Raw genomic sequence first — 13,700 nt, forward strand, 5'->3', positions numbered from 1 at the left:
ATCGCCTGCATTCCATCATTTGACGTTCACGGCGGGATCACACTGAAACACGGGCGGGTTTTGCATCAAAAGGTCCAACGAGCAGCGACTCTCTTGGCCATCGAACACGACGACGACATAACCGGGCTCTCTCGGTCGCCGCGGAGCATGAGCGATAAAAAGAACCTCTCCGTCCCTGGACTCCACCTTGGCTGTGACCTCCGCAGCGACCCTGGGCCGGTCAACCAGGTAGTTGTGGGCCAGTCCCACTCCCAGCACCAGCAGAACGATGACCGCGAACACGATAGGTACCCGCCGCTCCAACACCTTCCTACGCTGCAACCGGCGCTTTCTCGGGCGGCCTGCAGCCCCGTCAGCTCGACTCGTCATGCTCGCGTCAGCTGGTTGTTTTTATGGCTTTGGCCGATGCGTTGGAAGCTGTAGCCGGTGACGGCCGCGATGTCTTCGTGGGTATAGTCCCTAGCTTTCAGGGCGCGGTCCACTCTGCACCGCGTCGCGCCCCACAATGCCAAGCATGTCTTTGAGTACTTGCTTGTTGTCCTCGCTTTGGAGGCGATGAGATTGTGGTTGTTCATGAGGATCTAAAAATCCCCACCTGGGTAGACGCCCTCGGGCAAGGTGAAGCACGCAGATCCTGATGCGATACGGATTTCGTTTGGGGACAATCCTTCGGAGACGATGTAAATCTCCCCTGGAGCAGGCGGGTCGATTTGGATTCTATAGTTTTCATCTACATTCCTATCGACAGATACTTTGGCGCCGTTCGCCCGGTAATGGGCTTCGATGGCTCCCACGATGGGCTCTAATTCGGTTCCTTCGGCGACCGTGAGCGTCGTTGAAGCGTTCCAGTTGTGTTGGGTCTTGTTGCAGGACAGAAGCACGCCCTTCTTCTTCTGATCAATCAAGATAACAGCATCTTTTGGGATCAGTGCGGCGATCTCTAATTGCATGGCTTGTGTGTGGGCTTTAGCTTCCTGCCAGGTCAGTTCAGCTTTCATCGGTTCCTCCTGTGTTTGAGCAGCAATTGGCACAGTTGGCTCGGTCGAACTCGTGTTTCCGCCACAACCGCAAGCCCTATCAGACCCACCAGCAATAACGTCATGGCACCGCTCCGCGCCCTCATCTAGTCACAATTCCAAGCATGTCTTCAAGCGCTTTCATGTTGTCCTGGCTGTTGGAGGCGATGAGGCTGTGGTTGTTCATGAGGATGTTCCCTTCTTCGACGGTGTCAATCGCGCCGTCCATTTTGTCGTCCTCAGGTCCTCGGTAGGAGTGCTGTTCGAACTCATCGCGATAAATCGGGTTGTTGCCATCCCACACCATCCCTTTATTCGTGATGAGGTTGGTAACTCCCTGCCCATGGACGAGCAGATCATAGTAAAAAAGATTCGAATATTCCGTATTTGGCTGTGGTTTCCAGTCCGGGAGCATGCCGGCCCGGCGAGGGAGATCACTTTGTCGTACCGGGCTCCGGCGACCTCGGAGCTGGTGACGTTCGCCAGGCCCCAGCTGTGCCCGATGCCGGTTTGTTCGGCACCGTTCAGGTAGGGGTCAGTGCGCATCCCGATCTCGAAGGAGATCCTAGGTCACGTGCTGCAGGTAGCCCAGCACCAACAGAGACGGCCCCACATGCGGAAGCATGCGGGGCCGTCTCAAAATTCTTTGGGATCAGACGTTGAAGCGGAACTCCACCACGTCGCCGTCGGCCATGATGTATTCCTTGCCTTCAATCCTGACCTTGCCGCGGGACTTCGCTTCGGCCATGGAACCGGCGGCCACGAGGTCGTCAAAGGAGACCACTTCGGCCTTGATGAAGCCGCGCTGGAAGTCGGAGTGGATCACGCCGGCAGCCTGCGGGGCGGTGTCGCCCTGGTGGATGGTCCAGGCACGTGATTCCTTCGGTCCTGCCGTGAGGTAGGTCTGCAGGCCCAGGGTGTGGAAGCCGACGCGGGCCAGCTGGTCCAGGCCGGATTCGTCCTGGCCGTTCATCTCCAGCATTTCGCGGGCTTCCTCCTCGTCCAGTTCCACGAGGTCGGATTCCAGCTTGGCATCGAGGAAGATGGCGTCCGCGGGGGCCACCATAGCGCGCAGTTCGTCCTGCTTCTCCGGGCTGCCCAGGATGCCTTCGTCAGAGTTAAAGACGTAAATGAAGGGCTTGGCCGTCAGCAGGCCGAGCTCCCTGAGGTGCTCCATCTCCAGCTTGTCGCTCTTGATGGAGGAGAACACGGTGTCGCCGCGTTCCAGCACTACCTGCGCCGCCTTGATGGCAGCGAGCTCAGCGGCTTCCCGCTTTTTGATTTTGACTTCTTTTTCGATCCGCGGGATGGCGTTTTCGATGGTCTGGAGGTCGGCCAGGATCAGCTCGGTGTTGATGGTTTCCATGTCCGAGCGCGGATCCACCTTGCCGTCAACGTGGATGACGTCAGGGTCATCGAACACGCGGACCACCTGGGCGATGGCCTCCGCCTCGCGGATGTTGGCCAGGAACTTGTTACCCAGGCCTTCGCCCTCGGACGCACCCTTCACAATGCCGGCGATGTCAACGAAGGACACCGGCGCCGGGAGCAGCCGCTGGGAGCCGAAGATCTCAGCGAGCTTCTGCAGCCGCGGATCAGGCAGGTTCACGACGCCGACATTGGGTTCGATGGTGGCGAACGGGTAGTTCGCCGCCAGGACCTGGTTGCGGGTGAGCGCGTTGAAGAGAGTTGATTTGCCGACGTTGGGCAGTCCGACGATGCCAATAGTTAGAGCCACGAGCATAGATTCTACCTGCCGCAAATTGTCGGAGCCCCATGCAACAGTAAAGACATGGATGCATTTGCCCTGATTCTGGCCTTGTTCACGTTGCTGCTGGGCGTCTTCGCTGGCGCCGCCGCCGTCTTTTTGGCGCTTCGGAAGAAGTCCCGTGGGCTGGAGGAGGACTTCGATGCCGTCTCGTCCCGGCTTTCGGAGGTGAGCGCCAGGTTCGCAGCGGCCGACGCCGAGCGGCGGCTTTTGGCGGCACAGAACCGGGAGCTCGGCGAGGCCAGGTCGCAGGACGGCAGTGTGCTCCGCGCCCTGGCGCCGGTGGCGGAGAAGCTCACCGCTGTCCAGCAGCAGGTGGCGCTGCTGGAGCGGGACCGGGTGGAACAGTACGGCCAGCTGGCCCAGCAGCTGCAGGAGGCGCGGCTCTCGGATGAACAGCTGATCCGGTCCACGCACGCCCTCGAATCGGCATTGCGGTCCAACAGTGCACGCGGCCAATGGGGCGAGGTGCAGCTGCGCCGCGTGGTGGAAGCCTCCGGCATGCTCCGCCACGTTGATTTTGTGGAGCAGCTCCACAGCACCGGCGGCGAGTCCGGCGTCCGCCCGGACCTGGTGGTCCAGCTGCCCGGCCAGAAGCAGCTTGTGGTGGACGCCAAGGTGCCGCTGTCCTCCTACCTGGAAGCCCAGGAGCTCGGCACTGCGGACACCCGTCCCGCCGGCCTTCCGTCCGCCATGGAACGCCGCAACCAGCAGTCCCTGCTTGTGGCGCACGCCAAAGCGCTCCGGGCGCACGTGGATGCGCTGGGCAACAAAAAGTACTGGGATATTCCCGGCAATTCACCGGAACTGGTGATCTGCTTCCTGCCCGCCGAATCGATTCTTGCCGCCGCCCTGAACGCGGACCCGGAGCTCCTGGACCATGCGCTGTCCCGCAACGTGGTGCTGGCTTCCCCCAGCACGCTGCTTGCGGTCCTGAAATCCGTCGCGTTCACGTGGCGCCAGGACGTCCTCACGGACAGTGCCCGCGAGCTGTTTGAGCTGGCCAGCCAGCTGTACGACCGGATGGGGACGCTCGGTGAGAACGTCACCAAGCTGGGCGCCTCGCTGAAGTCCTCAGTGGACCGTTACAACTCGATGGTGGGGACCCTCGAGGCCCGGGTCCTGCCCACTGCACGCAAACTCAACTCGCTGGACGCCGCCGGGCTGGCGGCACCGCCCGCCATCGAGGTAACACCCCGGGCAGTGGCGGCGCCGGAACTGCAACGCGACGAAGAAGCGGCGTAAGCCAGGGCAGCGCAGGCGAGGTCAGTCGCGTGCCTTGCGCCCGCCCAGGGCGCGGGTCACGTCGCCGGCCTGCTTGAGGGTGGCCCGGAGTTCCTTGGGCAGCGAGAACAGCAGGTCTTCCTCAGCGGTGACCACTTCTTCAACGCTGCCGTAGCCATAGTCGGCCAGCAGGCGCAGCACGTCCTGGACCAGGACTTCCGGGACCGACGCCCCTGAGGTCACGCCTACGGTGGCAACACCCTCAAACCAGGCTTCGTCGACTTCGTTGGCAAAGTCCACCCGGTAGGAGGCCTTGGCGCCGTACTCGAGGGCCACCTCCACCAGCCGGACCGAGTTCGAGGAGTTGGCGGATCCCACCACAATGACCAGCTCTGCCTGCGGCGAGATCTTTTTGATCGCCACCTGTCGGTTGGTGGTGGCGTAGCAGATGTCGTCGCTGGGCGGATCCTGCAGCGTGGGGAAGCGGGCCTTGAGCAGCCGGACGGTTTCCATGGTTTCGTCCACGCTCAATGTGGTCTGGGAGAGCCAGATGACCTTTTCGGGATCCCTGACGGTTACCTGGTCCACTTCGTGCGGGCCGTTAATGATCTGGATGTGGTCCGGTGCTTCCCCGGCCGTACCTTCGACTTCCTCGTGGCCGTCGTGGCCGATCAGCAGGATGTCAAAATCGTCTCTGGCGAACCTGACGGCTTCTTTGTGCACCTTGGTCACCAGCGGGCAGGTGGCGTCGATGGTGCGCAAACCGCGTTGCTCGGCGGATTCCACTACGGCCGGCGAGACACCGTGGGCTGAGAAGATCACCAGCGCACCTTCGGGGACCTCGTCCGTTTCGTCAACGAAGATGGCACCCTTCTCCTCAAGGGAGCTCACCACGTGGACATTGTGCACAATCTGTTTGCGGACATAAACGGGCGGGCCGTAATGCTCCAGCGCCTTCTCCACTGCAATCACCGCGCGGTCCACGCCGGCGCAGTAGCCGCGCGGGGCTGCCAGCAGCACCCTCTTCGCCCCGGAAACGGGGGCTGCGGCTGCTACTTCCTCGGGCGAGCGGCGCCTACGCGGAATGGTTGGCATCGAAAGGGAAACAGCGGTGGAGGTCATTTCCCCATGCTACCGGTTTGGCTGTGCCCGCCGCCTCGAGGAGACCCCCGCCACAACCCCTGCCAGCAGGAGCACTCCCCCGACGACGGCGGTAACCCCGGCCCAGCTTTGGAAGCTTGCGGCTGCGGCCGGAACGAATTCGTCCCGGAACAGGTTTCCCAGGTCGTTGCCGGTGTCCGTGCCGAGCGCCATGGCTGATCCAGCCCCGGTCCCGACGGCCCACAATCCCGCGAGCAGCAAGGCACCCACCCCCGCAGCGGCCAGCACTGTCCATTTACGCCGCGCTGCCACCAGAGCCAGCAGCAGCGCAACTGCCGAGCCAATCGCCAAAAGGTATGCAACCGGTGCAAAGGTAGCCAGCCGTTCAGTCAGTTCCTTCTGCTGCGGCTGGCCCACGCTGATAAGCGTCTCGGCGGGTGGCGCCAGCGGGATGCCGATGGCGCGGGACACCTCGCCGGTGGCAAGGGACACCAGCGGCGCCACATCGAGCGTCAGCGTTGACGGGGTGCCGGCATCCGGACCGGAGACGGCAAAGCTCAGCCGGTGGCTTTTGCGCAGGGTTTCCTCCCACGCCGCCGGGTAGCCGGGAAGGGACGTCAGCGACGTGGCCGCATCCGCAAGGACCGGCTTCACCAGTTCGGACACAATGCCCGGGACGGCGCTGGTATCGATGGTTCCGACGGCGGCGGCGGCCAGCCGCTGCTGGAATTCGGCGTTGGTTCCCAGGGGAGCCGCCAAACCAACAAAGCCTTCCTCCTGGACGATGGTGCGTTCCAGCCAGATGGCCGGGACGGCCACGGCAGCCAGCAGCACGGCCAGCAGCGTGGCAACGGCGGAAACAAAAGTGCGCACAACAGGTCCTTCAGGGTCGACAGCGGTCAAACCATCCTAGGCAACGATCCTGACCGGCCGCTGTCAGACCCCGGTGATAGAGGTTATGGATAAGGTTGGTTGACCGCCGCACAAGAGATGAAGGACCCCATGTCCCCCGTTCCAGCCCCCTACGGACAGCCGCATGTCTGAGCAGGCAGCCCTGCCGGACAACGCGCCTACCACCCTGCCTGCCACGGCCGCGGAAACCAGCCCTGATAATCCCTGGCCGCTCCAGCTGTTGTCGCAGAAGCTGAAAGCCCACATTGACCGGACCCCGTCCGCCTGGGTTGAGGGACAGGTCATCGAGCTGAACAGGCGCGGCACCAACGCCTACCTGACGCTGCGGGACGTCAACGCGGAAGTGTCCCTGCCGGCGTCGGTGTGGACCAAGGTGCTGGAACGCCAGGACCTGCCGCTTGAGCGGGGCTCCCGGGTGGTGGCCCTCCTGAAGCCGGAGTTCTGGATCAAGACCGGACGGCTGAACATGCTGGTCCGCGACATCCGGCCGGTGGGCCTGGGTGATCTCCTGGCCCGGATCGAGCGGCTTCGCCAGGCCCTCTCCGCTGAGGGCCTGTTTGCGGATTCGCGCAAGAAGCCCCTTCCACTGCTGCCCCACAGGATCGGCCTGATCACCGGGCGGGATTCCGATGCCAAGAAAGACGTCCTGCGCAACGCGGCCCTCAGGTGGCCTGCCGTCGAATTCGAGATCCGCGAGGTGGCGGTGCAGGGCAATACGGCCGTTTCGCAAGTGATCCGGGCGCTGCGTGAACTCGATGAACGCCCCGACGTGGATGTGATCGTGATTGCCCGCGGCGGTGGTGCCTTGGAGGACCTGCTGCCGTTTAACAGTGAGGAACTGGTACGGGCCGTCGCTGCGGCGCTCACGCCGGTGGTCAGCGCCATTGGCCACGAAGCCGACCGGCCGCTCCTTGATGACGTGGCAGACCTCCGGGCTTCCACCCCCACGGACGCCGCCAAGCGCATCGTGCCGGATGTTTCCGAGGAACTCGCGGGAGTCCGCCAGGCCCGCGAGCAACTGCGGCGCTGCATGGACCGGCTGGTGGACCGGGAGACGGACCGGCTCACCGCGTTGCGGTCCAGGCCTGTCCTCGCGGCGCCGGAAGGCCTGGTGACAGTCCGGGAGGAAGAGTTGGAACGGTTGCTGCGGCGGTCAGCGGCCGCCGTCAACTCCTCCGTGGTCCGCGCCGCAGACCAACTCCAGCACCTCAAGGCCCAGGTGCGTGCGCTGTCGCCGCAGAAGACCCTGGACCGTGGCTATGCCGTCGTCGAACTTGCCAGGGCCGGCGCCGTCCCGGGTACGGCCGCCGGACACGCAGTGGTGCGCCACCCGGCGGAGGCGCCGGCTGGGGCCCCGCTGTCCATCCGGGTGGCGGAAGGCCGGTTTGGCGCCACCTCCACCGGCAGCGGTGGCACCGTCGAAACAGAAGAGGACAACGTGGAAGCAGGAGCAGCACATGAGTGAGCAGCAAATGGCAGGGGCCGACGTCAGCGGGCTGAGTTACGAGGAAGCCCGCGAGCAGCTGGTGGCCGTGGTGTCACGGCTGGAGGCCGGCGGCGCCAGCCTTGAGGAATCCCTGGGTCTCTGGGAACGCGGCGAAGCGTTGGCACAGCGGTGCGAGGAATGGCTCGAGGGCGCCCGGAAGCGGCTGGCAGCGGCCCGGGACCAGCCGCTCTAAGGCCATCCCCTTAGCCGGTCAGGACCTGGCCACCAGTTTCCGCTCGGCCGCCACATCGAACTCTGCCTTGGGCCATTCGAGGTTAAGTCCGGTCAGGGCACCGAGCAGCAGGTGCTGCACGGCGATCCGGGCGTACCATTTTTTGTTGGCCGGGACCACGTGCCAGGGTGCGCCGGGCGTGCTGGTCGCGTCGATGGCGGCCTGGTAGGCGGCCATGTAGTCCGGCCAGAAGGCCCGCTCGTCCAGGTCGCCGCGGCTGTATTTCCAGTGCTTCTCGGGTGTGTCCAACCGCGCCAGCAGCCGTTTCTTCTGCTCGTCAGCACTGATGTGCAGCATCACCTTGACCACTTTGGTGCCGGCGTCCGCCAGCCGGGACTCGAATTCGTTGATGGCCGCGTACCGCCGCTTGATCTCCTCCGGGGCTGCCCAGCCGTGGACCCGGTGGATCAGGACGTCCTCGTAGTGGGACCGGTCAAAGACCCCCACCATGCCGGCCGCGGGAACCTCCTTTTCGATCCGCCACAGGAAGTCGTACTGTTTCTCTTCCTCGGTGGGGGCTTTGAAGGCCTTGAACTGGACCCCCTGCGGATTCATGGCTGCCATGACGTGGCTGACAATTCCGCCCTTGCCGGCGGTGTCCATGGCCTGCAGGATCAACAGGACGCGCCGGCCACCGCCGAAACGGGACTCGGCGAACAGCTTTTCCTGCAGTTCGCCCAGATCGTCGTCCTGGCCGGCCAGCAGCGCCTTGCCGCTTTCCTTGTTGCCCGGATACCCGGGAGTGGAGTCAGGATCCACCTCCGCCAGCGAGAATTTTTTCCCCGCCCGCAGGGTCTGGGCGGGGTCCTGTTCGAAGCCGACCACAGTGGTCATGGCGAATCCTTCCGGCGAAGTTCACGGGCCTGAACAGCCCGTGAACTCAGGCTAGTTCCCCTTGTACCTGCTGAGGAAGTCCCCCATCCGGCCGATCGCTTCCTCGATGTCCTTGACGTTGGGCAGCGTGACCATGCGGAAGTGGTCGGGGCGCACCCAGTTGAACGCCCGCCCGTGGGACACCAGGATTTTCTCCTCCCGCAGCAGGTCAAGGACAAACTTCTCGTCGTCCCGGATGTGGAACGCCTCCGGGTCCAGCCGGGGGAACAGGTACAGGGCCCCGCGGGCCTGCTGCGTGCTCACGCCGGGAATGGCGTTGAGCATGTCGTACGCCTTGTTCCGCTGCTCCAAAAGCCGGCCGCCGGGCAGGATGAGGTCGTTGATGCTCTGGTAACCGCCCAGCGCCGTCTGGATGGCGTGCTGGGCCGGAACATTGGCACAGAGCCGCATGTTGGCGAGCAGGCTGATGCCTTCGAGATAATCGGCGGCGTCCTTCTTCGGCCCGGAGATGGCCATCCAGCCGGCCCGGTAGCCGCAAACCCGGTACGCCTTGGACAGTCCGCTGAAGGTCAGGCACAGGACATCGTCGCCGGTGAGCTTGGCCATGTTTACGTGGACGGCATCCTCATACAGGATCTTCTCGTAGATCTCATCGGCAAAGAGCACCAGGCCATGCTTTTCCGCCAGCGCCACGATCTTTTTCAGCGTCTCTTCGGGATAGACGGCGCCGGTGGGATTGTTTGGGTTGATCACCACAATGCCCTTGGTCCGCGGGGTGATCTTGGCTTCCAGGTCCTCAAGGTCCGGCTGCCAGCCCGAGTCCTCATCGCACAGGTAGTGGACGGGTTTGCCGCCGGCCAGCGCAACGGAAGCGGTCCACAGCGGGTAGTCCGGGGTGGGGATCAGGACTTCGTCAGCATCGTCCAGCAGCGCCATCAGGGACATGGTGATGAGTTCGCTGACGCCGTTGCCCAGGTAGATATCGTCCACGTGGATGTTCTGGATGCCGCGGGTCTGGTAATACTGCGACACGGCGGTGCGGGCGGAAAAGATGCCCCGTGAATCGCTGTAGCCCTGCGCGTGGGGAAGGTGGCGGATCATGTCCACCAGGATGGCGTCCGGCGCTTCGAACCCGAAGGGTGCCGGGTTTCCAATGTTCAGTTTGAGGATCCGGTGACCCTCCGCTTCCATTTGCTGGGCGGCCTGAAGAATGGGTCCACGGATGTCGTAGAGCACGTTGTGAAGCTTGGTGGACTGCCTGAATTCTGCCATTCCTCAAATATGCCACAGGCAGGATGTTTTCCCGTTGAGACCTCGCCCACACAAAAGCGGCGGCTGCCGGACCAGGTCCGGCAGCCGCCGTCGTGCGTTCAGGCCTGCCAGGGCGGGGATCAACTCCCCCGGCACCCGGCCGCTGCATCCTTACTTGAGGATGCCCTTGTCCTTCAGCCAGCCCTCGGCCGCGTCCTTGGCTGCCTGCTTCTGGCTGCCGCTGACTGCACGGTTGAGGTTGATCAGGTCCTCGGTGGTGAGGACACTGGAGACGGATTTCAGGGCTTCTTTTGCCTTGTCGGTCATCTTGGCTTCGTTGAAGAGCGGGATGACCTGCTGGGCGATGAAGTTGTCCTTCGGGTCCTCCAGGACCACCAGGTCGTTATCGGCAATGGACGGCGTGGTGGTGTAGATGTCGGCAACCTGGACCTGGTCATCCAGCAGTGCCTTCAACGTCACGGGTCCGCCGCCGTCGCTGAACGGTTCCAGCTTCTTGGGCTCGCAGTTGTAGTTCTTCTTCAGGCCGGGCAGGCCGTAGGCGCGCTCCGCGAACGTGGCGGGGGCACCCACCACAATTTCGCTGCACACCTTGGCCAGGTCCTCGATGGACTTGAGCTGGTACTTCTCGGCCGTGGCTTTCGTGACCACCAGCGCGTCCTTGTCCTCAGCCTTGGAGGCGTCCCCGACTGCCAGGCCATCCGGGAGCTTGTCCGGGAGCGCCCCGAGGATGTCTTCCGCGGAAACCTCCGCGGCTGCTTTGTCCACGTGCAGGAGCAGGTTGCCGGTGTAGTCCGGAACGATGTCCACCGAGCCGTCCTGGACCGCTTTGAAGTAAACCTCGCGGGAGCCGATGTTTGGCTTCGTGGTGGCGGTGATGCCTGCGGCCGTCAGGGCACCGGCGTACAGCTCGGCGATGATCTGGCTTTCCGGGAAGTCGGCGGAACCGACCACCAGGGCAGTGTTCCCGTCCGAGGAACCACCGGTGGCCGGTGCGTTGCTGAGCGGATCGGACGAGCCACAGGCTGACAGTGCCATGGCCAGGCCGACGCCGGCGGCCAGGCCGCTGAACGCCCGCCTGCCGAGGCGTGAACGGCTTTCATTCATGATTTTCCTCCTAGTACCACAGGCTCCGCGGGGGCGGGTTCTGTGAGATCGACCGCAGCCGGCTGGCTGTGGGGGGACTGCTTTGAGGCGCCTGGGGTCAGGAACAGCCTCTGGATCAGGGACAGGACAAGGTCGACGGCGATGGCCAGCACCGCGATCAGGAGCGAACCGCCCAGCATCTGCGGGAAGTCGCTGAGGACAAGGCCGTCGAAAAGGTACCGGCCGAGGCCGCCGAGGTTGATGTAGGCAACCACGGACACTGTGGCGATGACCTGGAGGACGCCGGTCCGGAAGCCACCGAACATAACGGTGAGGGCGTTGGGGAGTTCGGCGCGGAACAGCACCTGGAGCTCCGTCATCCCCATGGCGCGTGCCGCGTCCACAACATTCCGGTCAACGCTGGAGATCCCTGCGTAGGTGCCGGCCAGGAGCGGGGGCACGGTGAGGATGACCAGGGCCCAGACCGGCGGCATCAGGCCGATGCCGGCCAGGAGGACAAAGAGGGTCAGCAGTCCCAGCGTGGGCAGCGCGCGCAATGCACCGGCGATGGCCACCACCGCCACCCTGCCGCGGCCGGTGTGGCCAACGTACAGGCCGATGGGGACGGCGATCGCGGTGGCGATCAGCATGACCAGCCCCGTGTACTGGAGGTGTTCCACCAGCCGGGTGGGGATGCCTGCGCTGCCGGTCCAGTGCAGCGGGTCGGTGAGCCAGGCGAATGTGTCGGCAAAGACGTTGCTCATGCGTTCCCCCCTCCGGTCTTCGGCTGCGCCAGCCGCCGGGCGGCCCCGGCTGTTCCGGCCGCAGCCGGGATCCCGCCGTCGGAGTCGTTCGAGGTGTTGTGTTCCGGGGCAGGTTCCTGTCCGCCGCGCTGGTTGCCGGCCCGCACCCACGGCGTCATAACTCGTTCCAGCACCACCAGGAGGGCATCCATCAACAGGGCAAGGATAAGGATGGCCACGATGCCCACCACGATTTCCGTGATGAAGTCCCGTTGCAGTCCGGACGTGAAGAGCATGCCAAGGTTTCCGATGCCCAGGAGGGCCGCCACGCTGACCAGCGAAATGTTGCTGACCGAAACCACGCGAAGGCCGGCGAACATCACAGGAAGGGACAGCGGCAGGTCCACCTGGAGGAAACGGGCCAACGGCTTGTAGCCCATGGCCACGGCAGCCTGGCTGACGCCGTCGTCCACGGAGTCGAAGGCGTCCAGGGCAGCGCGGACCAGCAGCGCCACCGCGTAGACCGTCAGCGCCACCACAACGTTGAGCGGATCAAGGATCCGGGTGCCCAGGATTGTGGGCAGGATGATGAAGAGCGCCAGGGACGGCACCGTGTAGAGCAGGGACGATGCGGTGAGGACCACCGAGCGGAGGGCCCGGTTCTGCCGCGCCAGCTGGGCCAGCGGGATCGCGATGACCAGCCCCGCAAGCATGGGGATGAGGGCCAGGACCAGGTGCTGGCCGGCCCGTTCCAGCACCATGCCGCTGTTGGCCAGGAACCATTCCATCAGAGCGCAGCCTGCCGCAGCTGGCGTGCTTCCTCGATGAGGGCCAGGACTTCGCCGCCCCGGACCACACCCTGGACCTGGCCTTCCTGGTCCACGGCGACGCCCAGGCCCGACGGGGACGAAAGCGCGGCATCAAGTGCACGGCGGAGGCTGTCGCCCGGGCGGAACAGTGAACCGCCCGGAATAAGTGCGGTGTCCGTGCCGGGAATGGCCCAGCCCAACGGACGCATTCCCGAGTCCACTACGAGTTGCCAGCCTCCGGTGGCGGCCGGGTCCGACCGGTGGCTGTCCCCTTCGCGGATGATGGTGGGCACCGGGTGGATGCTGACGCCGTCGGACGGGGTGAAGCCAAGGTGGCGGAAGCCACGGTCCCGGCCAACAAACGAGGCAACAAAATCGTTGGCGGGGGCCCGCAGGATCTCTTCCGGGGTGGCGTACTGGGCGAGTTTTCCGCCTACCGCAAACACCGCGACCTGGTCGCCCAGGATGGTGGCTTCGTCAATGTCGTGGGTGACAAACACAATGGTTTTAGCCAGGTCCTTCTGCAGCCGCAGCAGTTCCTGCTGGAGTTCGTCACGGACCACAGGATCCACGGCGCTGAAGGGCTCATCCATCAGCAGCACCGGCGGGTCTGCGGCCAGCGCACGCGCCACGCCAACGCGCTGCTGCTGGCCGCCGGAAAGCTGTGAAGGGTACCGCTTGGCCAGGGGCCGGGCCAGGCCCACCACGTCCAGCAGTTCCTCGGCGCGTTTCCGCGCGGCGGCCTTGGATACCCCGTTAAGGCGCGGCACGGTGGCGATGTTGTCCAGCACCGAACGGTGCGGCAGCAGCCCCGCGGACTGCATCACGTAGCCCATGGAGCGGCGGAGTTCGGCAGCGGGCACGGACGTCACATCCCTGCCATCAACGGTGATGACACCGGACGTGGGTTCCACCATCCGGTTGATCATGCGCAGGGACGTTGTTTTGCCGCAGCCGGACGGACCGACAAAAACGGTGATGGACCCCTTGGCTACTGCCATGGTCAGTCCCGCCACGGCCGCCTGCCCGCCCTGGTACTGCTTGGTGACGCTCTTGAACTCGATCATTGCCTGGTCCATGGTGCGGACTTACCTGTTCTGTTGACGGCATCCGTGGTGCCGGGACATGGTCATCAGCACACTGATAGTTACGGTAACCCAATCCTTGGCCGTGAACACCCGCCAAGGATCGGATTGGGGCAAAAGGAATCCTTCTGTAAC

14 protein-coding genes are annotated in these 13,700 nt (G+C 64.3%); 3 read left to right on the plus strand and 11 right to left on the minus strand.

The window, feature by feature from the left end; translation table 11 throughout:
• Nucleotides 1-581: 581 nt before the first annotated feature.
• The 3 genes from ACRB8A_RS13190 to ychF form a co-directional block, all read right to left on the minus strand.
• Nucleotides 582-998 (minus strand): hypothetical protein, encoded by a 417-nt coding sequence (locus ACRB8A_RS13190; RefSeq protein WP_432244839.1) that lies wholly within the window; start codon nucleotides 996-998, stop codon nucleotides 582-584.
• 121 nt (nucleotides 999-1,119) lie between these two features.
• Complete coding sequence (locus ACRB8A_RS13195; protein ID WP_432244840.1) at nucleotides 1,120-1,431, minus strand: hypothetical protein; 312 nt, start codon at nucleotides 1,429-1,431, stop codon at nucleotides 1,120-1,122.
• 237 nt (nucleotides 1,432-1,668) lie between these two features.
• Complete coding sequence (gene ychF, locus ACRB8A_RS13200; RefSeq protein WP_050685970.1) at nucleotides 1,669-2,754, minus strand: redox-regulated ATPase YchF; 1,086 nt, start codon at nucleotides 2,752-2,754, stop codon at nucleotides 1,669-1,671.
• Nucleotides 2,755-2,808: 54 nt separating this feature from the next.
• On the opposite strand from ychF, the gene ACRB8A_RS13205 reads away from it, so the two are divergent.
• On the plus strand, nucleotides 2,809-4,029 hold the full coding sequence (locus tag ACRB8A_RS13205; protein ID WP_050685855.1) for a DNA recombination protein RmuC: 1,221 nt from the start codon (nucleotides 2,809-2,811) through the stop codon (nucleotides 4,027-4,029).
• A 21-nt stretch (nucleotides 4,030-4,050) separates the two neighbouring features.
• On the opposite strand, the gene ACRB8A_RS13210 is transcribed toward ACRB8A_RS13205, so the two are convergent.
• Together ACRB8A_RS13210 and ACRB8A_RS13215 are read right to left on the minus strand one after the other, a co-directional pair.
• Complete coding sequence (locus ACRB8A_RS13210) at nucleotides 4,051-5,130, minus strand: 4-hydroxy-3-methylbut-2-enyl diphosphate reductase (protein WP_432244841.1); 1,080 nt, start codon at nucleotides 5,128-5,130, stop codon at nucleotides 4,051-4,053.
• Nucleotides 5,131-5,139: 9 nt separating this feature from the next.
• Nucleotides 5,140-5,982 carry a hypothetical protein gene (locus tag ACRB8A_RS13215; protein WP_432244842.1) on the minus strand — a complete coding sequence of 281 codons (843 nt, stop codon included), beginning with the start codon at nucleotides 5,980-5,982 and terminating at the stop codon, nucleotides 5,140-5,142.
• 163 nt (nucleotides 5,983-6,145) lie between these two features.
• Between ACRB8A_RS13215 and xseA the strand changes: the two genes are divergently transcribed.
• Nucleotides 6,146-7,486 (plus strand): exodeoxyribonuclease VII large subunit, encoded by a 1,341-nt coding sequence (gene xseA / locus ACRB8A_RS13220; protein ID WP_432244843.1) that lies wholly within the window; start codon nucleotides 6,146-6,148, stop codon nucleotides 7,484-7,486.
• Nucleotides 7,479-7,700 carry an exodeoxyribonuclease VII small subunit gene (locus tag ACRB8A_RS13225; protein WP_050685847.1) on the plus strand — a complete coding sequence of 74 codons (222 nt, stop codon included), beginning with the start codon at nucleotides 7,479-7,481 and terminating at the stop codon, nucleotides 7,698-7,700. The genes xseA and ACRB8A_RS13225 overlap by 8 nt, the downstream gene beginning before the upstream one ends.
• An 18-nt stretch (nucleotides 7,701-7,718) precedes the next feature.
• On the opposite strand, the gene ACRB8A_RS13230 is transcribed toward ACRB8A_RS13225, so the two are convergent.
• The 6 genes from ACRB8A_RS13230 to ACRB8A_RS13255 all read right to left on the minus strand — a co-directional run bounded on the left by ACRB8A_RS13230 (nucleotide 7,719) and on the right by ACRB8A_RS13255 (nucleotide 13,559).
• The gene (locus ACRB8A_RS13230; RefSeq protein ID WP_056597063.1) at nucleotides 7,719-8,573 is read right to left on the minus strand and encodes a polyphosphate kinase 2 family protein; all 855 of its coding nucleotides are present in this window, start codon (nucleotides 8,571-8,573) and stop codon (nucleotides 7,719-7,721) included.
• Between the two features lie 51 nt (nucleotides 8,574-8,624).
• Entirely contained in the window at nucleotides 8,625-9,845 is a 1,221-nt protein-coding gene (locus ACRB8A_RS13235; protein WP_050685843.1) for a pyridoxal phosphate-dependent aminotransferase, read from the minus strand.
• A gap of 150 nt (nucleotides 9,846-9,995) precedes the next feature.
• Nucleotides 9,996-10,949: an ABC transporter substrate-binding protein gene (locus ACRB8A_RS13240; protein ID WP_050685842.1), complete on the minus strand. Its 954-nt coding sequence runs from the start codon at nucleotides 10,947-10,949 to the stop codon at nucleotides 9,996-9,998.
• Nucleotides 10,946-11,692 carry an ABC transporter permease gene (locus tag ACRB8A_RS13245; RefSeq protein ID WP_050685840.1) on the minus strand — a complete coding sequence of 249 codons (747 nt, stop codon included), beginning with the start codon at nucleotides 11,690-11,692 and terminating at the stop codon, nucleotides 10,946-10,948. The genes ACRB8A_RS13240 and ACRB8A_RS13245 overlap by 4 nt, the downstream gene beginning before the upstream one ends.
• The gene (locus ACRB8A_RS13250; RefSeq protein ID WP_285240687.1) at nucleotides 11,689-12,459 is read right to left on the minus strand and encodes an ABC transporter permease; all 771 of its coding nucleotides are present in this window, start codon (nucleotides 12,457-12,459) and stop codon (nucleotides 11,689-11,691) included. The genes ACRB8A_RS13245 and ACRB8A_RS13250 overlap by 4 nt, the downstream gene beginning before the upstream one ends.
• On the minus strand, nucleotides 12,459-13,559 hold the full coding sequence (locus tag ACRB8A_RS13255) for an ABC transporter ATP-binding protein (protein WP_050685837.1): 1,101 nt from the start codon (nucleotides 13,557-13,559) through the stop codon (nucleotides 12,459-12,461). Before ACRB8A_RS13255 ends, ACRB8A_RS13250 begins: the two co-directional genes overlap by 1 nt.
• Nucleotides 13,560-13,700 lie beyond the last annotated feature (141 nt).

This window comes from Arthrobacter sp. G.S.26 (assembly GCF_050847375.1).
GTDB lineage: Bacteria > Actinomycetota > Actinomycetes > Actinomycetales > Micrococcaceae > Arthrobacter.

Excerpts from the sequence above, each read along its gene's own strand:
- ACRB8A_RS13190 (WP_432244839.1), bottom strand. The coding sequence starts at position 998 with ATGAAAGCTGAACTGACCTGGCAGGAAGCTAAAGCCCACACACAAGCC.
- ACRB8A_RS13195 (WP_432244840.1), bottom strand. The coding sequence starts at position 1,431 with ATGCTCCCGGACTGGAAACCACAGCCAAATACGGAATATTCGAATCTT.
- ACRB8A_RS13205 (WP_050685855.1), top strand. The coding sequence starts at position 2,809 with ATGGATGCATTTGCCCTGATTCTGGCCTTGTTCACGTTGCTGCTGGGC.
- ACRB8A_RS13210 (WP_432244841.1), bottom strand. The coding sequence starts at position 5,130 with ATGACCTCCACCGCTGTTTCCCTTTCGATGCCAACCATTCCGCGTAGG.
- xseA (WP_432244843.1), top strand. The coding sequence starts at position 6,146 with ATGTCTGAGCAGGCAGCCCTGCCGGACAACGCGCCTACCACCCTGCCT.
- ACRB8A_RS13225 (WP_050685847.1), top strand. The coding sequence starts at position 7,479 with ATGAGTGAGCAGCAAATGGCAGGGGCCGACGTCAGCGGGCTGAGTTAC.
- ACRB8A_RS13230 (WP_056597063.1), bottom strand. The coding sequence starts at position 8,573 with ATGACCACTGTGGTCGGCTTCGAACAGGACCCCGCCCAGACCCTGCGG.
- ACRB8A_RS13235 (WP_050685843.1), bottom strand. The coding sequence starts at position 9,845 with ATGGCAGAATTCAGGCAGTCCACCAAGCTTCACAACGTGCTCTACGAC.
- ACRB8A_RS13240 (WP_050685842.1), bottom strand. The coding sequence starts at position 10,949 with ATGAATGAAAGCCGTTCACGCCTCGGCAGGCGGGCGTTCAGCGGCCTG.
- ACRB8A_RS13245 (WP_050685840.1), bottom strand. The coding sequence starts at position 11,692 with ATGAGCAACGTCTTTGCCGACACATTCGCCTGGCTCACCGACCCGCTG.
- ACRB8A_RS13250 (WP_285240687.1), bottom strand. The coding sequence starts at position 12,459 with ATGGAATGGTTCCTGGCCAACAGCGGCATGGTGCTGGAACGGGCCGGC.
- ACRB8A_RS13255 (WP_050685837.1), bottom strand. The coding sequence starts at position 13,559 with ATGGACCAGGCAATGATCGAGTTCAAGAGCGTCACCAAGCAGTACCAG.